The sequence below is a fragment of the Spongiimicrobium sp. 3-5 genome, assembly GCF_046557915.1.
GTDB lineage: Bacteria > Bacteroidota > Bacteroidia > Flavobacteriales > Flavobacteriaceae > JBHEBG01.
This window is the reverse complement of record NZ_JBHEBG010000002.1, coordinates 58,218-82,226: the sequence shown is the minus strand read 5'-3', so window position 1 is coordinate 82,226 and position 24,009 is coordinate 58,218. Positions and strand designations below refer to the sequence as shown.

General features: G+C 37.0%; 25 protein-coding genes and 1 tRNA gene. All 26 read left to right on the top strand.

All coding sequences use genetic code 11. From position 1 onward, the window contains the following. The first annotated feature begins 3 nt into the window (after positions 1-3). The 26 genes from ACEQ81_RS08525 to ACEQ81_RS08400 all read left to right on the top strand — a co-directional run bounded on the left by ACEQ81_RS08525 (position 4) and on the right by ACEQ81_RS08400 (position 24,004). Positions 4-77: transfer RNA gene (locus ACEQ81_RS08525), tRNA-Met, on the top strand. 43 nt (positions 78-120) lie between these two features. Next, complete coding sequence (locus ACEQ81_RS08520) at positions 121-372, top strand: GIY-YIG nuclease family protein (protein ID WP_411030456.1); 252 nt, start codon at positions 121-123, stop codon at positions 370-372. Between the two features lie 97 nt (positions 373-469). Beyond that, positions 470-721 (top strand): GIY-YIG nuclease family protein, encoded by a 252-nt coding sequence (locus tag ACEQ81_RS08515; RefSeq protein ID WP_411030455.1) that lies wholly within the window; start codon positions 470-472, stop codon positions 719-721. Positions 722-818: 97 nt separating this feature from the next. Beyond that, complete coding sequence (locus tag ACEQ81_RS08510) at positions 819-1,070, top strand: GIY-YIG nuclease family protein (RefSeq protein ID WP_411030455.1); 252 nt, start codon at positions 819-821, stop codon at positions 1,068-1,070. Positions 1,071-1,167: 97 nt separating this feature from the next. Then, on the top strand, positions 1,168-1,350 hold the full coding sequence (locus ACEQ81_RS08505; RefSeq protein WP_411030454.1) for a GIY-YIG nuclease family protein: 183 nt from the start codon (positions 1,168-1,170) through the stop codon (positions 1,348-1,350). A gap of 178 nt (positions 1,351-1,528) precedes the next feature. Then, positions 1,529-2,353: a LytR/AlgR family response regulator transcription factor gene (locus ACEQ81_RS08500; protein ID WP_411030453.1), complete on the top strand. Its 825-nt coding sequence runs from the start codon at positions 1,529-1,531 to the stop codon at positions 2,351-2,353. Between the two features lie 101 nt (positions 2,354-2,454). Further along, positions 2,455-3,054, top strand: a complete 600-nt coding sequence (locus ACEQ81_RS08495) for a hypothetical protein (protein WP_411030452.1) — start codon at positions 2,455-2,457, stop codon at positions 3,052-3,054. 5 nt (positions 3,055-3,059) lie between these two features. Beyond that, a complete protein-coding gene (locus ACEQ81_RS08490; RefSeq protein WP_411030451.1) occupies positions 3,060-4,229 on the top strand; it encodes a serine hydrolase domain-containing protein in 1,170 nt (389 codons plus the stop codon). A 50-nt stretch (positions 4,230-4,279) separates the two neighbouring features. Continuing rightward, positions 4,280-5,224: an alpha/beta hydrolase family protein gene (locus tag ACEQ81_RS08485; protein ID WP_411030450.1), complete on the top strand. Its 945-nt coding sequence runs from the start codon at positions 4,280-4,282 to the stop codon at positions 5,222-5,224. 810 nt (positions 5,225-6,034) lie between these two features. Beyond that, positions 6,035-7,219 (top strand): MBOAT family O-acyltransferase, encoded by a 1,185-nt coding sequence (locus tag ACEQ81_RS08480; RefSeq protein WP_411030449.1) that lies wholly within the window; start codon positions 6,035-6,037, stop codon positions 7,217-7,219. 7 nt (positions 7,220-7,226) lie between these two features. Further along, positions 7,227-8,186, top strand: coding sequence for a hypothetical protein (locus tag ACEQ81_RS08475; RefSeq protein ID WP_411030448.1), 960 nt, complete (start codon positions 7,227-7,229; stop codon positions 8,184-8,186). A gap of 227 nt (positions 8,187-8,413) precedes the next feature. Then, positions 8,414-10,450, top strand: a complete 2,037-nt coding sequence (locus ACEQ81_RS08470; RefSeq protein WP_411030447.1) for a glycosyl hydrolase family 95 catalytic domain-containing protein — start codon at positions 8,414-8,416, stop codon at positions 10,448-10,450. 125 nt (positions 10,451-10,575) lie between these two features. After that, positions 10,576-11,316 carry a sugar phosphate isomerase/epimerase family protein gene (locus ACEQ81_RS08465; protein ID WP_411030446.1) on the top strand — a complete coding sequence of 247 codons (741 nt, stop codon included), beginning with the start codon at positions 10,576-10,578 and terminating at the stop codon, positions 11,314-11,316. A 263-nt stretch (positions 11,317-11,579) separates the two neighbouring features. After that, positions 11,580-12,557, top strand: a complete 978-nt coding sequence (locus ACEQ81_RS08460; RefSeq protein WP_411030445.1) for an NAD(P)-dependent alcohol dehydrogenase — start codon at positions 11,580-11,582, stop codon at positions 12,555-12,557. A gap of 196 nt (positions 12,558-12,753) precedes the next feature. Further along, complete coding sequence (locus ACEQ81_RS08455; protein WP_411030444.1) at positions 12,754-12,978, top strand: hypothetical protein; 225 nt, start codon at positions 12,754-12,756, stop codon at positions 12,976-12,978. Between the two features lie 262 nt (positions 12,979-13,240). Further along, the gene (locus ACEQ81_RS08450; protein ID WP_411030443.1) at positions 13,241-13,783 is read left to right on the top strand and encodes a GNAT family N-acetyltransferase; all 543 of its coding nucleotides are present in this window, start codon (positions 13,241-13,243) and stop codon (positions 13,781-13,783) included. 134 nt (positions 13,784-13,917) lie between these two features. After that, a complete protein-coding gene (locus ACEQ81_RS08445; protein ID WP_411030442.1) occupies positions 13,918-14,220 on the top strand; it encodes an antibiotic biosynthesis monooxygenase family protein in 303 nt (100 codons plus the stop codon). Positions 14,221-14,364: 144 nt separating this feature from the next. Continuing rightward, on the top strand, positions 14,365-16,137 hold the full coding sequence (locus tag ACEQ81_RS08440) for an SGNH/GDSL hydrolase family protein (RefSeq protein ID WP_411030441.1): 1,773 nt from the start codon (positions 14,365-14,367) through the stop codon (positions 16,135-16,137). Between the two features lie 70 nt (positions 16,138-16,207). Next, positions 16,208-17,125, top strand: coding sequence for a GyrI-like domain-containing protein (locus tag ACEQ81_RS08435; RefSeq protein WP_411030440.1), 918 nt, complete (start codon positions 16,208-16,210; stop codon positions 17,123-17,125). A 174-nt stretch (positions 17,126-17,299) separates the two neighbouring features. Further along, entirely contained in the window at positions 17,300-18,178 is an 879-nt protein-coding gene (locus tag ACEQ81_RS08430) for a bile acid:sodium symporter family protein (protein WP_411030439.1), read from the top strand. A gap of 123 nt (positions 18,179-18,301) precedes the next feature. Next, positions 18,302-19,423, top strand: a complete 1,122-nt coding sequence (chrA, locus tag ACEQ81_RS08425) for a chromate efflux transporter (protein WP_411030438.1) — start codon at positions 18,302-18,304, stop codon at positions 19,421-19,423. A 154-nt stretch (positions 19,424-19,577) separates the two neighbouring features. After that, a complete protein-coding gene (locus ACEQ81_RS08420; protein ID WP_411030437.1) occupies positions 19,578-20,210 on the top strand; it encodes a LysE family translocator in 633 nt (210 codons plus the stop codon). 139 nt (positions 20,211-20,349) lie between these two features. Next, positions 20,350-20,916, top strand: coding sequence for a YdeI/OmpD-associated family protein (locus tag ACEQ81_RS08415; RefSeq protein ID WP_411030436.1), 567 nt, complete (start codon positions 20,350-20,352; stop codon positions 20,914-20,916). A 55-nt stretch (positions 20,917-20,971) separates the two neighbouring features. Further along, a complete protein-coding gene (locus tag ACEQ81_RS08410) occupies positions 20,972-21,751 on the top strand; it encodes a hypothetical protein (protein ID WP_411030435.1) in 780 nt (259 codons plus the stop codon). Positions 21,752-21,947: 196 nt separating this feature from the next. Continuing rightward, the gene (locus ACEQ81_RS08405) at positions 21,948-22,352 is read left to right on the top strand and encodes an OsmC family protein (protein ID WP_411030434.1); all 405 of its coding nucleotides are present in this window, start codon (positions 21,948-21,950) and stop codon (positions 22,350-22,352) included. A 119-nt stretch (positions 22,353-22,471) separates the two neighbouring features. Further along, complete coding sequence (locus ACEQ81_RS08400; protein WP_411030433.1) at positions 22,472-24,004, top strand: arylsulfatase; 1,533 nt, start codon at positions 22,472-22,474, stop codon at positions 24,002-24,004. Positions 24,005-24,009 lie beyond the last annotated feature (5 nt).

The following is a 24,009-nucleotide window of genomic DNA, read 5'->3' as shown; positions in this document are numbered from 1 at the left end:
TAGGGCGAGGTAGCTCAGCTGGTTAGAGCGTCGGATTCATAACCCGGAGGCCGAGGGTTCAAGTCCCTCTCTCGCTACGATCAAAGGGTCACTTATTAGTGGCCCTTTTCATTGGTATCCATGCAAGAATTTGTAGTCTACATAATGTATTCGGAGCGGTATAACAAAAGATATACAGGTTTTACCTCCAACCTTATCGACCGCTTCAGATCCCACAATAAACTGGCCCATAAGGGATTTAGCGTAAAATACAGGCCATGGAAGGTGGTCCACGTAGAATTCTTCGACTCCAAAAAAGAGGCCATGGCAAGGGAAAAGTTCTTAAAGTCGGGCGTTGGCAGGGCCTGGGTCAGGGAAGCTTTGTCCCTCTAACGGAGGATTCATATCCGCCAGAGGCGGACGAGGGTTCAAGTCCCTCTCTCGCTACGATCAAAGGGTCACTTATTAGTGGCCCTTTTCATTGGTATCCATGCAAGAATTTGTAGTCTACATCATGTATTCGGAGCGGCATAACAAAAGATATACAGGTTTTACCTCCAACCTTATCGACCGCTTCAGATCCCACAATAAACTGGCCCATAAAGGATTTACCGTAAAATACAGGCCATGGAAGGTGGTCCACGTAGAATTCTTCGACTCCAAAAAAGAGGCCATGGCAAGGGAAAAGTTCTTAAAGTCGGGCGTTGGCAGGGCCTGGGTCAGGGAAGCTTTGTCCCTCTAACGGAGGATTCATATCCGCCAGAGGCGGACGAGGGTTCAAGTCCCTCTCTCGCTACGATCAAAGGGTCACTTATTAGTGGCCCTTTTCATTGGTATCCATGCAAGAATTTGTAGTCTACATCATGTATTCGGAGCGGCATAACAAAAGATATACAGGTTTTACCTCCAACCTCATCGACCGCTTCAGATCCCACAATAAACTGGCCCATAAAGGATTTACCGTAAAATACAGGCCATGGAAGGTGGTCCACGTAGAATTCTTCGACTCCAAAAAAGAGGCCATGGCAAGGGAAAAGTTCTTAAAGTCGGGCGTTGGCAGGGCCTGGGTCAGGGAAGCTTTGTCCCTCTAACGGAGGATTCATATCCGCCAGAGGCGGACGAGGGTTCAAGTCCCTCTCTCGCTACGATCAAAGGGCCACTTATTAGTGGCCCTTTTCATTGGTATCCATGCAAGAATTTGTAGTCTACATCATGTATTCGGAGTGGCATAACAAAAGATATACGGGTTTTACCTCCAACCTCATCGACCGCTTCAGATCCCACAATAAACTGGCACATAAAGGATTTACCGTAAAATACAGGCCATGGAAGGTGGTCCACGTAGAATTCTTCGACTCCAAAAAACGTTAGTTTTATGGAACAAATTTTTAGCTCAGGACTTCCCGAGATTTATAGGTCGATAAATACAGCTGTTCCGATTTGGAAAATTATTTCCATATGCAGGCGAATCTCATTATTTTTATAAGATAGTCGATAATACGGCAGTTTTAACTTAAATTAACCTTGTTCTTTATAGGTGAATCTATTGATGGAAAAAAGTAATGAAAACCAATCTGTCTACTATCCGGATATTTCCATATTCCTTGTTTTAATTCCTTTTATAAGTGCTATCAATTATCACCTTACCTATGCAAATATCAAGTTCAATGGGTTTTTAATATTAACCTTTACAATTGATACTGTAACCGGATATATCGCCTGGTACTTTACAAGAAAACTAATCTTATACCTAGATATCAAACTCCCATACAGCAAGGGTATAATAAGGCGTTTGGGTATACAATTGCCGGCCACAATCATTGTTGGATTGTTCATTATCAGTTTTTTAACGGAACTGACGAGCTTCATAGCCAAAGGCGAAGGGGCTCCTTTGGATTTCTACACCATAGACCTTATTATTATCGGAATTTGGTTCTTTTTTATAAATGCCATTTACTTGGGGCTCTACTACTATAATCAATGGAAAAAAACAGAGCAAAAGATAGCAAGGGAAGAAAAATTAAAAGTAGATGGCTTTGTCGTTAAAATTGGCAAAAAAGATTTAAAACTAGATTTTGATAATCTGGCTGGTTTTTTCATTGATACCGATTATACGGTAGCTCAGGATACCAACGGGAAAAAGTTTTATTTGGATGATTCCTTGGAAAAAGTTGAAAATAGACTTCCAGAGGATACTTTTTTTAGACTGAACAGGAAATATATATTACATCGTAATCTGATTTCTGGTTTTAAGCGAATAGAAAACGGGAAAATTCTAGTACTTCTTCATAAAAATGATTTTTTTCCCCTAAACATTACTGTTAGCCGTACAAAAGCTCCTTCATTTAAAAGATGGTTTCGACCAAAATTGTAACATTTCAGAGGGTTAAATACTACACTTCAGCATTTAAGACATAATTTACAGGGATTTCGACCCCAAAGGGAACATACTTTTGTGTTGTTATTATTTTAAGCATGAAACGAGAACTTTTATTTTTTCTGATCGTCTGTTGTTTAGCGCAATTTGTGAATGGCCAAAGTGATTTTTCCAAAGATTATAGGAATTTTCCATTAATTATTACTTTACAGTTTCATTCCTTCTCAATGCCCTTTAAGAACATGAAATCCAATTTTTCCAACATTGGTATTGGCATTGGTACGGAAGTGAGCCATAACGGCAATCACAACTGGGTACAACAATTTAATCTGGTATGGTATCGCAATAAAAATGTTGGAAACGGCTTGTTTCTATATTCCCAAGCCGTATGGCGGCCCACCATTACCAATAATTTTTATACCGAATTGAAATTGGGTGCGGGCTATATGTTAACGTCCCGGCCCACCCAATCATTTAAGCAAGAAAATGACACCTGGGTCCCCGTTGGAAAAAAAGGTAAGGCACTCTTTGCCATTCCGGTCGGAGTCTCAATAGGTCACAATAATTATTCGGAAAAAACCTATGTGTCACCTTTTGCCAGCTATCAATTTATAGTGCTGAAAGGGTATAACAAAAGTATTCCCATTGTACCGGAAACACTTCTACAGGTTGGATCTAGAGTGCACTTTAATAATTGAAAAACATGAAAACAATTATCTCATATAGCTATATCATTTGGATCGTTCTTGCTTTCAACGATCTCAACGCCCAAGGGGTTGAAAAAGCCACATGTTCGCCTTCCGAACCTGTTGATAATTTTATAAGTGCGGAAGCGTTGAATAAGGCCATGGAAAAACTTGTAAAAAATGGAGCTCCGGGCGCAACAATTGCCATATATTCCGATAACGGTTGGTGGTATACCGCCAAGGGATATTCTCGAATTGAAGACAAAACCCCCATGCAAGCATGTAATCTTCAATATTTACAAAGCGTGGCTAAAACGTATCACGCCGTGGCAATTTTGAAATTATATGAACAGGGTAAAATTGATCTTGATAAACCTATCACGGATTATCTTCCGGAAAAAATCAGTAACTATGTGGCAGAAGCCGAAAAAATAACCGTAAAGATGCTCTTGAACCATACTTCAGGTATTTCGGAATACAATTTTAACCCAAACTATGTAACAAAGCTTCTGCAAAGTCCTGAATATGCTTTTACAGGTGAAGATTATCTGAGTTATATAAAGAAAAAGCCTCTTGATTTTGAACCTGGGAGCCGCTATTCTTACCGCAATACCAATTGTGTTTTATTGGCTTTGATAATTGATGAACTGACCGGAGACCATGCAAAATTTATTGATGATACTATTTTTAAGCCATTAGGTCTTACTCATACTTTTTATAGAAATGATGATAATTTTTTAAACTATTCCGAACTGGTAAACAGTTATTGGGATCGAAACAGTACAGGAATAGTGGAAAACGCCACTTACCTGCAACGAAAAAATGTTGAGCACATGATTGGTGATGATGGTATCGTAACCACACCGATAGAAGCCATAAAGTTTTTAAAAGGTTTGATGGAAGGTAAATTACTATCTGAAAAAACATTGGAACTCATGAAAAAATGGGTGAAAAGAGACAACGGTGAGTTGGCTTATGGATTAGGTTTAAGTTATGTGGGAATTGGAGAGATAGAAGCCTACGGGCATTCTGGCGGAGGAATCGGAGCCGGTTGTGAACTTTATTATATTCCGAAGAAAAACCTTTACTACTTTATCGCTATTAATTTAGGAACCGTTACATATAGCCCACTACATGAAGGAATAGAAAAAGTACGTGCTGAAATATATGCTATTTTGTTACAGTAATGGAAAACTCCGAATAGATAAGAAGAACTAACCCATTCCCGATTAAATCTATGTGCAAATTTTTAATTCTATTTTTCATACAAATCTTAACATTTCAAGCTTTCGCGCAAGTTAATGGCGATATTATAGAAAAGGTAGAGCTGAAGAACTTTGAAGAATTTATAGGGTATATCAAATCCACAGAATCAAGGGATAGCGTGGTTCTGGATCGAAGTCGCTTTGAGCACTTCAATAAAGTACAAGTTTTTGGAATTACCTATTGGAGTGATAGTTTACGGGTAAAAGGCTTTTTACTGCAACCTATGGCCCAAGGAAAATACCCTGCTATTATTTATAACAGAGGCGGAAGTCTTGAACACGGTTCGTTGACCCACAATGCGGCATCCATAGGTTTGGGGGAGCTTGCTAGACTTGCCAACCATGAGTATGTTGTTGTAGCAAGCCAGTACCGCGGAAACGGTGGTGGCGAGGGTAAAGAAGAATATGGTGGTAGAGATATCAATGATGTTCTTAATCTTATCCCCTTGTTGGAATCGCAACCTAATGTTGATGCGTCAAAATTGGGTATGTTGGGTTGGAGTCGTGGTGGTATGACCACCTTTTTAGCAATAAAAGAAACCGATAAAATTAAAGCCATAGCCCTAGGAGCTCCTTCGACCAACCTAACCAGAACCATTTTAGATCGTCCATTGTTAGATGAGTGGTGGTCCGATTTTATACCCAACTATAATCTAAACAAAGCTGAAGTTTTAAAACGAAGATCGGCAATCTTTTGGGTCAACGAACTTCCCAAAAATATACCCATTCTTCTTTTACAGGGTGAAGATGATATAGCATTGCACCCAAATTTTACATTAGACTTTGCCAAAGAATTGACCAAGTATAAGATTCCATACCGATTGATAAAATTTGAAAAAGGAAGCCATTCATTAAAAGAATATCGAGAAGAAGTATTTGAAGAACTATTTCACTGGTTTCGCAAATATTTAAGATAAAAGACATATTCTGAACAACATACTCGCGAAATGCCTGAATATCGCCCAAGGAAGGCAGTCCATACAGCATTTTTCAATGCTAAAAAAGAGGGCGTGGCGCCTAAAAGGTTCTTAAAGCCGGGCGTAGGCAGGGCTTGGGTCAGGGAGGCTTTGTCTCTCCAATGGAGGATTCATATCCACAAGAGGTAGCCGAGGGTTCAAGTCCCTCTCTCGCTACGATCAAAGGGTCACTTATTAGTGGCCCTTTTCATTGGTATCCATGCAAGAATTTGTTATCCACTTCCAGTATTTGAGGAAGTATAACAAATTACATACATAATACTAGTACAATTCCATATACCTAAAAGTGAACAATTAACTCAGATATCAATATATTATTCTGCGAATACTTCAATTCCATTATAGACCTATAATACAGAATTTCAGTGAAGGTAGTAAAGCGCATTAAATTACCCAGCCTTTATCCTATAGCAAGGAATTTAATTAGTAAAGGGATAACAGATACTAAAATTTAATATCTTCGAGCTGGATTTAAGAAGATTAACCATACAACCAGTTTTTAGCCATATTTTAATCTAATCAATGCAGTTTAACTCATTAGAATTTTTAGTATTTTCAATTCTATTTTTTCTTTTATGGCCATTGTTTCGAAAAAAGGCGACGAGTAGATGGTTACTTATTGTAAGTGCAAGTTTTATCTTTTATGGTTGGTGGGATTGGAGATTCTTGTTTTTAATTATTGCAAGTGGTTTGATTGATTTTAGCTGTGGAATAGGGATTTTTAAATTTCCTAAATTCCGCAAATCACTATTGGCCATTTCCATAATAGGCAATCTTGGCTTTCTGTCCATTTTTAAGTATAGTTTATTTTTCGCATCAATATTAGAGCGGTTCTTTGGACTCTTTCATCTGAAAATTGACCTAGCTGAAAGTATTCCTGAATTTATGCTCATTCTTCCTGTAGGTATTAGTTTTTACACTTTCCAATCGCTGAGCTACACCATAGATATTTATAAGGGTAAATTAACTCCAACAAAAAACATACTTCACTTTTTTAGTTATTTATCTATGTTTCCACAACTTGTGGCAGGACCTATAGTTAGAGCAAAGGATTTTCTGAAACAACTGGAAAACTATAAAGTTCCCAATCTTACTCAAAAATGGAATGCATGTAAGTTGATTTGTTATGGGCTTTTTCAAAAAATGGTAATTGCTGATAATCTGTCCTTTTTTGTTGATTCGGCATTTGAAGGGAAAACTCAATACGACGGGACTCTATATTGGTGGGTTGTTATGATCGCATTTTCATTTCAGATATATTGCGATTTTAATGGGTATACTCTAATAGCAAGAGGTTTGGCAAAGTACATGGGTTATCATTTTCGAATGAATTTCAACCACCCGTATGCCGCAACCAGTCTAAGAGATTTCTGGTCTCGATGGCATATTTCGCTATCAACTTGGTTTAGGGATTATGTTTATATCCCGCTTGGAGGATCTAGAAATGGAAAACTCAAAATGATACTCGCTCTAACTGCTACTATGCTTTTATCGGGCCTTTGGCATGGTGCTAGTTTTACATTTCTTGTTTGGGGCGCTGTGCATTTACTTTTTTTATTGATTGAAAAGTTTTTTTCAACAAATCTTAAGATTAAGATAAATAAAAATGTTAGGGCCGTAATGGTTTTTATCCAAGTATTAGCCGCATGGGTATATTTCAGGGCTGAAACCGTTTCTCATGCCAACGAAATAATATTCAAGTTATTTGATTTCAACTCTTTCCAATTCAATTTTTTTAGGGTATATTTTGATAATCTGGTCTTTTTAATAATAATTGTTTTTATTGAATATCGTTTTTTTCTTGGAAACGAATACCATAAAATAGTAAGGGTAAGCCGTAGGTATGATTTAGATATCATAACAATGGTAGTCTGTGTTTTATGTATTTTGTTTTTAAGAGGGCCAGGGTCTCAGTTCATTTATTTCCAGTTTTAAAACCAGTATGATTAAAAGATATAAAATAGGGTTGACTTTCTTTTTAGTTATGTTTTCAACGATAATCATTAAGAATTATCTTCCATTAAAAAGGAGCAATGCTGAAATCACTAATGAATTTTGGATTAAAAAAACCCATCAAAAGGCCAAAAAAAATATAGTCATCGGGGGCAACTCCAGAATATACCGTGGTGTTTCCGTAGAATCAGTGCTGTCTGCAATAGACGAAAGTCTTACCGGGGTAAATCTTGGGTATTCAGCTTTGGGTTACAATGATGAGTATTTAGATTTTTTGTTGTCAAGATTGGATACAAAATCCAAAACTAAAATTGTTGTCTTGGGTATTGACCCAGGGCCATTAACGGACATAGCTGCTGAGAACAAAAGCTTCAAATCATATAAAAAAGTAAACTACTCTGAAGTTTTAAAAACCTTATACATCAATCCTTTTTTTAGTATTTCCGCGTACAGACCTTCAGAAATAGCTAAGCTCTTTGTTGAAGACACTACCAATCTTAAGGGATTTATTGAAGTTCGAGAGAACTATTTTGGCAAATATGATAAAGATGGCTGGGTTGCTTCTTATAAAATTCCAAGTAACCCTAGTGAGGCTTTACCGGTGTATAAAAAATTTGCAACGGACAATAATGTGGTATTAAGCAAAAAAATCATTGAGAATCTATTATTGAGACTTGCAGATTTTCGCAAGCAAGATATTGATGTTGTGGCCTTTAGGCCTCCCTCGACCAAGGCAATGCAGGAATGGGAAAACAAAGAATTTGGTTTTGATGAGAAAAAGATCAGAAATGAAATTGAAAAAATTGGAGGATATTGGATAGACATAAACACTTCCAACTTTCAGTCATATGACGGTTCGCACCTGCATTACTCATCTGCTGAAAATCTATCTAAACTAATAGGCGAAAAAATAAATGAACTTTGTATATCAAAAAATAAACTTCAGTAAACTTGACATTTTTTTATTCACATCCATTTTTTGAAATCCTTGGTAGACTCCAGGCGGATCCATTTGTATTTAGGTTATAGTTCCATCAAAACCACCGAAACCTATATTCCCGTAACAACAAATACTTTTGAAAGCATTAAAAATCCATTAGATTAGTACTGCTAAAAAAGATACACGTAATAATAGGTTTAGCAAATTGTTGACATTCATCTAAAAAACAAATTGTAATGAAAAAACTATTTTTCATGTTATTATTTATTATAAGTACAATAATAACTGCTCAAAATGATGGCTGGCATATAAGCACGAATGAAAATTCGGATTATACTGGTATTGCCATTGCAAATGGCAGAATTGGAATGCTCAGTTCCTCAAAGCCTTTTCAGATACAGCACGTTGTCCTAAACAATGTCTATGACGTTGACCCTAATTTAAAAGTGAGTCAGATTCTTCACGGTATGAATTTTGGTAATCTTGATTTGTATATCGATGGTGAAAAAATCACAGAAGATAATATCTCAAATTGGCAACAAACAATGGATATGAAAAGTGCTTCGTTAACCACAAGTTTTGATTTAAAGGATAAAACTAAAATTTCATGTACGATTTATGCCCTCCGTAATTTGCAGTATACCGGATATATAGATATTAGTGTTCAGGCTACTAAACAAATTGATTTAAAAGTTACTGGAAAAATACTGACACCAAAACAATATCAAACCCCTAAAAATACATTTCAAATATTAAAAGATGTTGAAACTACCATGCCAATTTTGCAATCCGTTGCCCAAAGTCCATTTGGTAAACATCTGGTTAGCACGTCGGGTACATTTATATGGCACAACATAAATTCTTCAAGAGAGCATCAGAGACCAGAACTGAGTCATAAAGTTATTTCAGACTATGAAAACACCTTATCATTTGATTACAGCTTAAAGAAAAATGAAAACTTAGATTTTGCATGGACTGGCGCGCAATGCACTACCAAAGATTTTTCAGACCCAAAATCTGAATCAGAAAGAATGGTAATCTTTAATTTATTGAATTCTAAAGAAGTATTGCTAGCTCAGCATAAAGCGCAATGGAGCAAATTATGGGAAGGAGATATTATTATTGAAGGAGATATACAATCACAACAAGACGTTCGTTTAGCATTATATCATTTGTATGCTTTTGGTCGTGGTGATTCTGATTTAAGTATTGCGCCTATGGGTCTCTCCTTGCAAACACCTTATAATGGTCATATATTTTGGGATACAGAACTTTGGATGTTTCCACCCTTAGTGATGTTTAATCAGGATATTGCTCGCTCCTTAGTCAATTATCGTTCTGACCGCTTAGATGCGGCAAAAAAGAGGGCTATGAATTATGGCTATCAAGGAGCTATGTTTCCCTGGGAGAGCGATGATACAGGAGAGGAGGCCACGCCACCTTTTGCACTTACTGGGCCTTTTGAACATCATATAACGGCAGATATAGCCATTGCATTTTGGAACTACTACCGTGTTACCAAAAATAAAAAGTGGTTAACCCAAAAAGGCTATCCTTTAATGAAAGAAGTGGCAGATTTCTGGGTAAGTAGAGTTACTGAAAATAGTGATGGTACCTATTCAATCAATAACGTTGTGGGGGCCAATGAATTTGCACCAAATGTAAATGATAACGCCTTTACCAATGGGGCTGCAATTACGGCTTTGAAATTTGCCATCAAAGCGGCCATCGAAGTTGGAGAAACGCCAAAGCCAGAGTGGCAATTGGTATCAGAAAAAATTAAAATCCTTAAACTTAAAGATGGTACTACTAAAGAACACGAAAATTATAATGGTGAAATCATTAAACAAGCAGATGTAAACTTACTTTCTTTTCCGCTCAATATAATAAATGACAAAGGAGCTATACTTAAAGACTTAAAATATTACGAGCCAAAGTTATCCAAAGATGGCCCTGCAATGGGTAAGTCTATTTTTTCAGTATTATATGCAAGGCAGGGTGACGTAACAAATGCCTACCGCCTTTTTAAGGAAAGCTACGTGCCTAATCAGCAGGCTCCTTTTGGTGCCTTATCTGAAGTGGCAACTTCTAACTTTTCATATTTTGCAACGGGTGCGGGTGGAATGTTACAAAGTGTTCTATTTGGTTTTGCCGGTTTAGATATAACCGATGATGGTATTATTCAAAATAATCCGGTTCTACCAAAAGAATGGAAATCACTAACCATAAAAGGTGTTGGTGCCAATAAAAAAACTTACCGAATTGATAGATGAAACCCTTTTCTAAATTATCACTTTTGCCATTGTTGTTTCTGATCATTTGTTCTTGTGGGAAACAAACTCAAAGGCCAATCAATTTTGGCGAGGTTTCACCTTGGTGTATTGTAAACTTTGATTCATTGGAAAGGTCGCCAATAGAGCGTATTAGAATGCTAAAGTCAATGGGGTTTACCAAATACGGTTACAATTGGGATTTAGGGAATTTGAATGAAATGAAGGCTGAATTCAAAATAGCTAAAGAACACAATGTTGAAATAGTTTCAATATTCCTATGGCTCAATGCAGAGAGAGATAGTGTAGGCAAATTTAGTCCTTCCAATGAAAGAATGCTCTCCATCTTAAAAGACGTTGAGAACAAACCAACCATCTGGGTTAGTTTTAGTAATAACTATTTTAATAATCTAGATCAGGAACAGTCGATTTCGTTGGCCATTGATTTCATCAAATTCGTCAAACTAAGGGCAGACGAAATTGGTTGTAACCTGGCCCTATATAATCATCATGGATGGTTTGGCAATCCGTATAATCAAGTTGAAATCATTGAACGAATGCCTGAAGATTCTTTGAAAATAATTTATAATTTTCATCATGCGCATCACTACCTGGATGAATTCCCAAAAATTGTAAAAAAAATAAAGGCATACTTGTCATACGTAAATATTAATGGAATTAGAAAGGAGGGACCACAAATCCTCACAATAGGAGAAGGAGATTTTGAAAATGAGATGATCAATATTTTACGGGATGAAGGATTTGAGGGTCCTTGGGGAATATTGGGACATATCAAATCTGAGGATGTTCAAAAAGTTTTAGAACGAAATATGAATGGACTAAAATCGTTAAAACCCCGTATCAATTAGAAATAAGAAAACAACACGCAACAACATCTATAATTCATGCCTCTGGAAACACAGAAATTTATTTATCTTTAAATGAATGGTGAAACGGAATTGAGCACGATTCCCCAAGCCAACTTTCATCAACTGATTGAAATGAACCTTCTGTATATGGAATCGGAATGTGCTTGCTCGAATGTATCCCTCCAGAAGATAACAATACCCCTAATTCATTACGCGATGGCCTGACGAAATCATTGCCCAACCCCTGTGTCACATTAGTAAATATGAAAGTATATAATATTAAAAACTACGGAGAGCCCAACACGGTTCTAAGGCTTAAGGAAGCTGAGCAACCTAAACCCAAAAATACGGAAGTTCTGGTTAAAGTTTGTGCAACAACAATCAATGATTACGATTGGTGCCTTACCACCGGAAAGCCTTTTGCCTATCGTCTGCTCTTTGGGCTATTTAGTCCCAAGAAAAAATTAAAGATACCGGGAATGGAGGTAGCAGGAATTGTGGAGCAGATCGGAAGTAATGCCACAAAGTTTAAAGCAGGAGATGCCGTTTACGGTGATATTTCAGAATTTGGATTTGGCAGCTTTGCCGAGTTTCTTTGTATAGACGAGAAAGCACTTACCCGAAAGCCCGATAGCATGAGTTTTGAAGAGGCAACCAGCATTCCACATGCAGCCATGCTTGCCCTTCAAGGTCTACGAGATATGGGACAGATTAAAGATCGACAGAAGATCCTGATCAATGGCGGTGGTGGCGGTGTCGGTTCATTTGGTATTCAAATTGCAAAACTTTACAATGCAGATGTAACAGGTGTCGACACGGGTAAAAAATTGGAAGCAATGAAAACTCAGGGGTTTGACCACGTAATTGACTATAAAAAAGAAGATTTTACCAAGAGTGATCAACAATATGACCTAATTCTTGATTGCAAGACCAATCGATCGCTCTGGAAATTTTTAAAAGTACTTGTGCCGGAAGGAAAATACGTTTCAATAGGTGGTAGATCTGGCAATCTGTTGCAAATGGTATATATGGGCCCAATACTAAAGCTATTTAGTAAGAAACGCGTGCACATGGTTATGTTAAAAGCAAATAAGGACTTGGATTATATCAATCAGCTTTATGAGGATAATAAGCTAAATTGCGTAATAGATGGCCCTTATACTTTTGACAAAATACCTTGGGCCATTCAACGATTTGGGGATGGCCTGCACCATGGTAAAATTGTAATTTCAGTAAGCTAACAGTGCCACAATAACGGCTATAGCAAATAGGGTGCAAATAAGATAGTTAAGGGCCTGGGCAATGAGATTGGGAAAATCCTTCAGATTTACCTAAGGTTAGATTTCCTTTTATTAAATTAGTTGTGTGGGCCAAGCAACGAATCTTATACAACAATGTCGGCAACAATTAGAAAGCATGAACATTAAAAATTAAGGAATGGAAAAAATTTGGATAATAATAGCAGCCGTTGTAATTTTTTTGATAATAAATTTTCTTTATTACAAAAGTATGAAGGGCTACGTTAAAAAAGCATTTGGCAAAAAGTGGTTAAATATTTGGGGAAACAAAGTTTATTTCTGGCAAAGTTCAATATTTGTGAGTATCGCTGGTACAGCTTTAGCAATATATCTTCTAAAATGGTTAAATGTGCTGACTTTTTAGTAGTCCAAAAAACAAAAGGAGTAAAAATAAAAACGTTTGCCAACAATGATCATAGCCAATGGGGTGTCTCAAGGAAATCTAAGTTTGATGACGTTGTAGAAACACCGCCAAACTTCAAAATTTTAATTACGAACGTGAAAAAGTAAAATATTCAAAATTTGGTTTAGAAGTAGCTCAGTTAACTCCGTTTTTCATAGAGTCACCCTACTTCCGATAGCTAAACCGTTGTGTATTATTTCAATTTGAGCCAATTAAATTTTAGATGGACATAGAATCTGAACGATTAAAACTACAAGAAGTCGGCTGGGATGACTTAGCGGACATTCATAGACTTCATTCGTATTCGGAAGTTGATGAATACAATACTCTTGGTATTCCAAAAGATATGGAAGAAACAAAAGAGTCCATTCGTCCTATGATCGATGACCAAAAGTCTGAGAAAAGAAAACTATATTTTTGGAAAATTGTAGTTAAAAACTCCGATGAATTTATTGGCATTGCAGGAATGAATTTATCCCTGAACAAGTTTAAACTGGGTGAAATTTATTACAAAATATTGCCTTCGCATTGGGGAAATGGATATGCAACCGAAGTGTCAAGAACCTTAATAAAGACCGGTTTTGGCGATTTTAAGCTCCATAAAATAGAGGCCGGTGTTTCAACTGAAAACATGGGTTCCATTAGAGTTCTTGAAAAATCGGGAATGACAAGAGAAGGTTTAAGAAGAAAAATACTTCCGATTCGGGGAGAATGGAAAGATAATTATCATTACGCAATTGTTGAAGATGACCCGATCAATTATTAGAAAATAAAAGCACCAACCGCCAATAAAGTGCAGAATTAATTGAGGTTGTATTTACTAAAAGGAAAACAGTTTATGTTAGAAATGCCCACAACCATTTATACACAAGACCGTAAGGTTTAACTAAAACAAGCTAAATGATCATTCGAATTTTTAAAGCAACCATTCCCAAAAAACTTCATAATGAATTTGAAGTTAAATTCAAGGAAATTTCGGTTCCAATAGTCAATAATTATGAAGGGTTTATTTCTCTTGAAATTGCAAGACCCACCAAATGGAATTCTAACCAATTTGTAATGATATCAAGATGGGAAAAAGAGGATGACTTAATAAATTTTGCAGGAGACAAATGGAATGAAGCGCATATACCCGAAGGAATGGAGAAGTATATTGAAAAATGTTCGGTTAGCCATTATGAAAATATTGATTTACCAGTATAACACCAATTCTTTGTAATTAAAGAAAAACCAAACCTAAAACCGCTTATGATTAGTTGCTAGGATCTTTACAATTGATAAAAATAGGGTTGGTAAACAAAAGCTATTTTTCAGTGCAGCACCTAAAAAAGCATCAGAAATAAAACCATGAGGACATTTAATATTTTATTGCTAGTAATATTTGTAGTTCAAACTTCTTTTGCCCAGGATAAAACTGATATCAAATGGTTTAATCCTGCCAATAGTGAATTCCCAGTTATTGAAGGACAGGCCTGGCATGGCGAGTATGGTAAACCATATAATCGTTTACCCGATCGTGCTGAAACCCTTGTGCGAGAACCCGTGTGGAATCTCTCGCAGCATACTACAGGATTAAAGGTTCGCTTTCGTTCTAACGCCAAGGAAATCATAGTACGATATGGTGTGAGGCTCAGACATGCGATGAACCATATGCCAGCAACTGGGGTAAGCGGGATGGACTTATACGCTATTGATAGCGATGGCCAATGGATGTGGTGCCAAGGAAAGAGAAGCTTTTCAGATACTATTGTCTACCGCTACGATCGTTTGCGCCCTAATGACCGATATCATGACAGAGGTAGGGAATATCGATTAAATCTACCACTTTACAATAGTTTGGAATGGATGGAAATCGGTGTTTCCGAAAACGCCTACTTTGAGCCGCTTCCCATTAGAAAGGAAAAACCGATTGTGGTTTACGGTACCTCCATAGCGCATGGCGCATGCGCATCACGCCCTGGTATGGCTTGGACCAATATTTTAAGCAGAAAAATGGATAGGCCGTTGATTAATCTTGCATTTTCCGGAAACGGCCGGTTAGAAAAGGAAATGATAGATTTTCTATCAGAAATAGATGCGAAAATTTTCATTATTGATTGCATGCCCAATCTATGGAATCCAGAGGTTTACGACGATGAAGAATTGAAAAATAGAATATTGAATTCCATTTGTCAATTAAGAAAGTCTCGCCCTGGTATTCCGATATTGTTGACAGCACATGCAGGATACACGGATGGATTGGTCAGTCCTGAACGTATGACTCATTTTACCCGGGTAAATAGGATACAGAAAGACGCGTACAACCAGTTAAGAAAGGAAGGAATCGATATGTTCCATTATTTAGCTTATGAGGAAATAGGAATGCAATTGGACGATATGGTAGATGGCACACATCCCAATGATCTGGGTATGATGCGATATGCGGACAGTTATTCACTTAAACTCCGCTCCATTCTGAATGAACCCAAGGGAACCGCTTCCACCACTCAGCCTAGAATCCAGTACAGAGAACCGGGAAATTACGATTGGGAAAAACGTCATCGAGAAATCTTGAAGATTAATGAAACCACACCTCCCAAGACCGTTTTACTGGCTAATTCAATCGTTCATTTTTGGGGAGGCCTACCCCGAACCAAAATAGCGCGAGAAGAAGCATCTTGGGAGGAGCTACTTACTCCCATGGGCGTGCGAAACTACGCATATGGCTGGGATAGAATTGAAAATGTCCTTTGGAGGGTGTATCATGGTGAGTTGGATGGATTTGAAGCCGAAAGAGTTATGGTAATGATAGGCACCAATAACTTGCACCTCAACACAGACCAAGAGATTATTGCAGGTCTAAATCTATTGATACAAGCGATCAAATTCCGGCAGCCTACTGCAGAAATTGTGCTGATGGGTTTATTGCCGAGAAGGGATCATGAGCAAAGAATTGAAACACTAAATTTGCAAATTGCTAGTCTGGCAAATAAGACTTCTTTAAAATACGCAGACCTGGGTTCGGTTTTTTTAATGGAAAATAATAAAATTGAAGAGTCCTTATTTTCTGATGGCTTACATCCAAATAAGGCAGGATATCAAAAATTGAGAGAAATGTTAATTCCCCTACTTAAAAATTAAAGCCAATTGGTAAGCACATATAAACGGTATTAAACCTACCGTTATACCAAACGTTGCACCACATTAGAAAATGACCATAGCCAAAAAAGAGGTACAAGAAGATTATAAAAGCCGAATTAACCGAGTTTTTCAATTTATTGACGAAAATTTAGATGTTGACCTTTCTCTAAATACGATTTCTGAAATTGCTTTTTTCTCACCTTACCATTTTCATAGAATTTTCAAGTTTATAACAGGTGAAACCTTGAAGGTGTATGTGAACAGACGGAAAGTAGAAAAATCTGCTTTGGACTTATTGCATAAAAACATTACAACGACTGAAATAGCGCATAAATATGGATTTAGTGACAACTCATCATTTTCAAAAGCTTTTAAAAAGTTTTTCGGAATAAGCCCAACAGAATTTAAAAAACAAAATCCCAACAAGTATAGCAAGATCCGACAACTTAAAAGCAAGAACGGACAAGAATATCCTGATTACGAAAAATACATTTGCATCATTACTAATCTAAAGAAATGGATAAAAATGAATGCAAACATCGAAATTAAGGAAATGCCAAAAATAGATTTGGCTTATGTATCAAGTATTGGTTCTCAAAACCTTGGGACGGCCTATCAGAAATTAATGAAATGGGCTATACCTCAAGGCTTAATGAACGACAAAACTAAAATGGTAACCATTTACCACGACAGTTTTAAAGTTACGGAAGCCAACAAAGTAAGAATGAGTGCTTCTGTGCTTCTAAACAAACCTGTTGAAACCACTGGGGAAATTGGGCTGACTTCAATAGAAGCAGGAAAATTTATTGTAGGTAGTTTTAAAATTGGATTGAACGAATTTGAAAAATCGTGGACCGGATTATTTATCTGGATGAATGAAAACGGATATAAAAAGGCCGACAGAAACCCTTTTGAGATTTATCACAATAATTTTAATGAACATCCTGAAAGGAAAGCAATTGTTGACTTTTGCATACCAATTGAATAAAAACCTGCGCAATAATGGCTATTGGTAATTGCTTCTACTAGCCTACTAGGAAAATTCATTAGATTTTCCGAAGTTGTGCATACTTGTACTGTTTAGTACAAACCACGCAAATACTCATAACTTGGACGTTGAGATTAATGCGTTAATGAAGCATCTAAATAAGAAATCAAACCTATGAATGTAGCCGAACTTTTAAGTAAAGTATTCTTACCATTATCTCTTGCCATTATAATGCTAGGTATGGGAATGACTTTAATTCCAGACGATTTTACCAGAATTATAAAATATCCTAAAGCAATTTTAATTGGTCTTACCAATCAACTTATCTTTTTGCCTATTATTGGTTTTTCGCTAGCTATAGCTTTTAATCTAAATCCGGTAATGGCAGTTGGATTAATGATTTTAGCTACTTGTCCCGGTGGCCCAACCAGTAATTTAATAACACAGGTTTGTAAAGGGAACATTGCATTATCGGTTACCTTAACTGCTATTGCCAGTATTATAAGTATCCTAACAATACCCTTTATTCTGTCCTATGCATTAGAATATTTTGGTAGCAACACAGATGTTACCATTAAATTACCCATAATAGATACTATTATACAAATAATGGGAATCACGGTTATTCCTATTTCCATAGGAATGTTCATCCGTAAACACAAAACCAATTTTGCAAATCGGATGGAAAAACCAATGCGTACCGCCTCAACGGTCATTTTTATACTAGTATTTATAGCAGTATTGGCTGCCAATGCGGATAAGCTGGTAGATGGAATGAAAGCAGCAGGATTAGTAACATTGGTACTTAACATAGTAACAATGGGGTTAGGGTATTTGACCGCAAAATTGTTTAAATTGAATTTAAAAAACGCTATCTCAATCACAGTTGAAAGTGGTATACAAAACGGTACGTTAGGGTTTGTAATTGCAACTTCTATATTAAATAATGTAGAAATGGGTATTCCAATAGGAGCGTATTCCATTTGGATGTTTATTACTGGAGGAATTTTAATGTGGCAATTAGGAAAAAGACCTGAAGTAGATTCTAAATAATCTAAGCACGGTGTAGAACAGTTCTCATAATTCATCACGCCATCGGTGTGACAAAATCATATCCTATCCATGTAGCACAAGCCGAAAATTGTGAAATAATTCAACATCTGAACCGAACCAAAAATGTCTCAAAAAAATGACCTAAAAGAAATTGCGAAATTATTCTTTAAACTAGGAAGTATTGCCTTTGGTGGTCCGGCAGCCCATATCGCAATGATGGAAGACGAAGTGGTCAACAAAAGAAAGTGGATGACACAAGAACACTTTCTTGACCTAATTGGTGCAACTAACCTAATCCCGGGTCCAAATTCCACCGAAATGACCATGCACTGTGGACACGAACGTGCCGGTTGGAAAGGTCTCCTCATCGCTGGTTTTTGTTTTATTTTACCAGCGGTTGTAATCACTTCTGTTTTTGCTTGGCTTTATCAAGAGTATGGACAATTACCAAAAGTTGAACCCTTTATTTACGGTATTAAGCCGGCAGTTATAGCTATAATTGTAATGGCTGCCTACCGACTTGGCAAAAAGGCCGTAAAAAACACCGAGCTTGCAATTTTAGGAATAATAACTTTAGTAATTTGTTTACTTGGAGTAAATGAAATAGTTGCTCTTTTTGGTTGTGGCGCACTCGGGTTATCCATCTATTTTTTCAAAAAAAATAGGGACAACTTAAACAGTCTTATCCCTCTTTTACTTTTTCAAGTCAGCGAACCTCTAAAAATTGGAACATTCAAAATATTTCTTAGTTTTTTAAAAGTTGGGGCAATACTTTATGGCAGTGGTTATGTTTTGTTTGCATTTCTAGACACAGAATTGGTGGCAAGCGGATGGCTAACGAGACAGGCATTGATTGATTCGATCGCCGTAGGGCAAATAACCCCAGGGCCGGTATTATCCACCGCTACTTTCATAGGTTGGCAGATGAACGGAATAATGGGGGCAACAGCAGCCACGGTTGGGATTTTTCTTCCTTCTTTTCTTTTTGTACTGATATTAAATCCTTTAATACCCAAAATGCGGAAATCAAAAATTATTGGAGTAATTTTAGATGTTGTAAATGTCGCGGCGGTTGCATTGATAATTGCGGTTTGTATAGAAATGGCTAAAGACACACTAACCGATTGGCGAACGATTTTAATAGTTGTTTCCAGTTTAGTCGTCGTCTTTGTTTTCAAAAAACTAAATAGTGCATTTATAGTTTTGGGCGGCGCAATAATTGGATATGTATTGACCTTTATCTGAGTATTCACTTAAAAAAAGCCGGCGTACAACAGGGATAATGGTTTATAGTGATTTGTGCTGAACGAAAGCCTTAGATTTTTAACGTAGGACCGTTCCACAATAAAATCTTGGACAACGAGTATGCAGTTGTCAAAAAAATATAACAAATAGCAATATGATACCAATTAACGATTTACTATTATTTGGGTTAGCTTCATTGATTATGGTTCTTTCGCCAGGACCCAATATGATTTATCTGATCTCAAGATCACTATCGCAAGGAAAAAAAGCAGGGTTTATTTCCCTTTTGGGAGTTATGTGCGGATTTCTATTCCATATTCTTATGGTTTCTTTTGGGCTTACCGCCATCTTCTTTGCTGTTCCCTATGCATTTGTAGTTGTTAAATTTCTAGGTGTAGCCTACCTCTTGTATTTGGCCTACACAACAGTTAAGTCCAAAAACAAGGTTTTTGATGCGGACCAAAACCTAAAACCGGATAAATCCCTTAAACTTTTTAATATAGGACTGCTTACCAATGTCCTTAACCCAAAAATGGCCGTATTTTACCTTTCATTTTTTCCTCAGTTTATAAAACCAGAATATGGTTCTATCTTAAGTCAAAGTTTCCAACTCGGATTTGTACAAATACTCATTAGTTTTTCAATTAATCTTTTAATCGTTATCTCTGCCGCTAAAATGGCCACGTGGTTCTCAAAAAAACCAATTTGGCTAAGAATACAGAAGTGGTTTATGGCTTCCGTATTAACCGGACTTGCCCTTAAAATGGCTTTGACCAAGGCAAAATAAATACAAAACATAATGTATAAAGGTTGTAAAGAAAGCACAGGCTCCTAAAGCTTGTGCTTTTTTAATACATTTATGTGCCTTAAAACAAGGAGTAGCCAAAATACTGCTATTCGTTTAAGGTATTGGTAGTGATTGGCAAATGGAACAATTAAGGATCAAATATTTTACCAATAGACAAGAATGGAGAAAATGGCTGTTATCAAATTTTGAAACCGCAGACGAGGTTTGGTTGGCATATCCATTGAAAAAAACGGGAAAGGAAAGAATTCTGTACAACGATGCCGTAGAAGTAGCCCTTTGTTTTGGTTGGATAGATAGCACTGTTAAGTCGTTAAATGAGGAAATAACTATACAACGTTTTTGTAAACGTAGAAAAAAATCAGTCTTTTCCCAGCCAAACAAAGAACGCCTGAAGTGGCTTTATGACAATGGTTTGATTCATGAATCCATTAGGGATGATGCTGAAAAAATTATCAAAGAGAAATTCATTTTTCCAAAAGACATTATGGATACCATAAAATCCGACAAAACTCTTTTAACCAATTATCAAAACTTGTCGGATTCCTATAAACGAATCAGAATTGCATATATAGAAGGTGCCCGAAAAAGACCGGAAGAATTTGATAAGCGATTGAACAACTTTATCAAAAAAACAAAGGAAAATAAACTAATAAAGGGTTTTGGCGGAGTTGAGAAATATTATTAAAACAAAACTGCTATCGGCTACAACAATAGTTTGAAATGGTAAAATGCTAAATTTGATGAGGAAATACATATTGACCCTTATTTCTATGAAAAACTTCGTATTTCTGGCAATTCTATTTATCTCCTGCGAAGGAACTACGCAATCCCGGATAGCAGTGAATATGCCTACCGCTGCTTCGGAGACCGATTATATCTGGAGCACCCTGCAGGATATCAACTTCTTTGAGGAAAACAAGTATCCCGTTAACCTTCCCAAAGGAAAATTAATAACATCTTTGAAAAATAAGGCCAAAGAGGATAACCTTTCCGAAAAGGACTATGAGGATTTAAAACTATTTGTCAGCGATAGTGTTTACAAAAAAGCGCATTATAAAAAAGGGTACGATAAAATAAAGAATGAACTTTCCACAATCAATACAATGATCTCGGAACTGAATAATCTATCGTTAGATTGGAGCTTTAAAACATTTGAAGTATATAAAGTGAACCTTACCCTATATGGTCCGGGAGGAACTTACAATCCTGATGAGGGATCTATACTGATATATACAACACCCAATGGTGAATTTAAGCAATACCACAATCCGGCAAATACAATAATGCACGAAATAGTGCATATTGGTATCCAAACATCCATTATAGAAAAGTTTAATGTCCCCCATGCAGGGAAAGAACGTATTGTAGATAATTTTGTGCTTCTTAGTTTTAAAGACGACTTACCCAATTATAAATTGCAGGATATGGGAGATAATCGTATCGATGCATACCTGAAGACCAAGAACGATTTAAAATTTTTGAACCAGTTTGTTTCCGAAATGATGAAAGACAACCCATGACAGCATTTGAATTTACAAAGGCAACTCTGGGAACTTCGCAGCCTATGCCCGGAGAATTCCCATAGGGTTCCAACGATAAAACGATGATGCAACGCCTTCCCAGTACTAAAGATCTTATAATGTTTACGGGGTTAGATTTGTAAGATCAGCCCGCAACAACGAATCAATTGTAGAACATCAAAATTATTATAACCAAATGAAATTTTCAGCGTTTATAGATTCTAAAGAAGATAATCATTCCGTAAAGGTAATATCCAAAGGCGTTACAAAAGAACTCCAAGTAGGTAGTGGTACAGACGGATTTGGTTCTGCAATAAATGGCGGAGAGTTTTTGTTTTTGGCCGTAGCCACTTGTTTTTGTAACGATCTTTATCGCGAAGCCAAAAAAAGAGGAATCACTTTAGAAACAGTACGGGTAGAAGCCAGCGGTGAATTCTCCGCGGAAGGCGAACCGGGTTATAATTTAACCTATTCGGCAAAAGTTGAAGGTGATGCCCCCAAAGAAGAACTGAACCGATTGATAGAAGAGACCGATAAGGTTGCGGAAATCCATAATACATTACGAAAAGGGGTTGCCGTTACACTCCTTAAGGATGACTAAAGCATCTCAGCCCGTTTTTAAATCTGTTTCCCTACCCTCCACTACCCTAAAATTATTACTTTTAGACAGGAGTGCCCATCACAGCGGCCCGACCAATAAAATACATTCAGATTATCCATATGAAGCCTTCCATACTGTTTTTAATACCATTTTTGTTCTTAGGCGGTTGCACTGTACCAAAAGAACAAGAAAGGCCCAATATAGTTTTAATTGCCGTTGATGATATGGGTTGGTCAGATTTAGGGTGCTATGGTAGTGAAATAAACACGCCAAACATAGATAAATTGGCAAGTAACGGTCTTCGTTTTACTAATTTCTACAATACGGCAAAATGTTTCCCATCCAGGGCATCGTTACTTACCGGAGTGTACGCCCAAGATTGCGGTTATGATAAAACACACACAAACCCTATCCGCAATGCGGTAACGCTCGGGGAAGTATTGCAAGATGCAGGATACGTTACCTATTGGGCGGGCAAACATCATGGAAAAGAAAACCCCTATAAGCGAGGATTTAACCATTATTTTGGTATCAAAGATGGTGCTTCCAATCACTTTAATCCCGGTCGTCAGCGTGAAGGGGAACCAAAACCTTCCCAAAAAAAAGACAACAGGTCTTGGGGGATAGATAGCATTATCCATAAACCATATACCCCAAAAGAAAAGGATTTTTATTCCACGGATTATTTTACAAACTACGCCTTGGAATATTTGGAAGAAAGCAAAGAATTGCACAAGCCTTTCTTCTTGTACCTAGCCTATACCGCTCCCCATGATCCACTTATGGCATGGCCTGAAGATATTGGAAAATACAAAGGAAAATACGACAAAGGCTATGAACATGTGCGACAAAAAAGATATGAAAAGCAGATTCGCTTAGGACTTATAGATGATACTTACATATTGTCCGAACCCACCCATGCTAAATGGGACAGCTTGTCCGAAGACCAAAAGAATTACGAAGCTCAAGTAATGGAAGTATATGCCGCTATGATTGATAGGGTAGATCAAAATATTGGTCGGCTTATGAACCAGTTAACGAAATTAGGATATGCCGAGAATACAATTGTACTGTTTGTATCGGACAATGGAGCTTCGGCCGAAATGGTAACTTTGGAACACGACGATGATACGGCGCCTATAGGATCTATGTCTAGATGGACGTCCTTGGGAGAAAATTGGGCCAATGTATCCAATACCCCTTTCAGATTCTATAAGAACTTTAGCTATGAAGGTGGTATAAACACACCATTCATTGCCTATTGGCCAGACAAAATAAAACCCAATACGTTTTCTGACTATGCTGGTCATTTTATTGATTTTATGGCCACTTTTATAGAGGTCACCGGAGCCGTTTATCCGCTAGAACATCATGGGGAAGAAATTGTTCCTCTGAGAGGTAAAAGCCTATTACCGGTCTTCGATAACAATGAAATGGCACGCACGGAACCCTTGTTTTGGGAATGGAGGAATGGACAGGCAATGCGCCTAAATCACTGGAAAATTGTACGAAATGATAAACTTACAGCATGGGAGCTGTATAATTTAAACAATGACCCTACCGAAATTGAGAACGTAGCGAAAGATAATCATGCTATTGTGGTTAAGATGGATAGCATTTATAAAAATTGGAAATCTAATTACAGTGATTGAAAGAT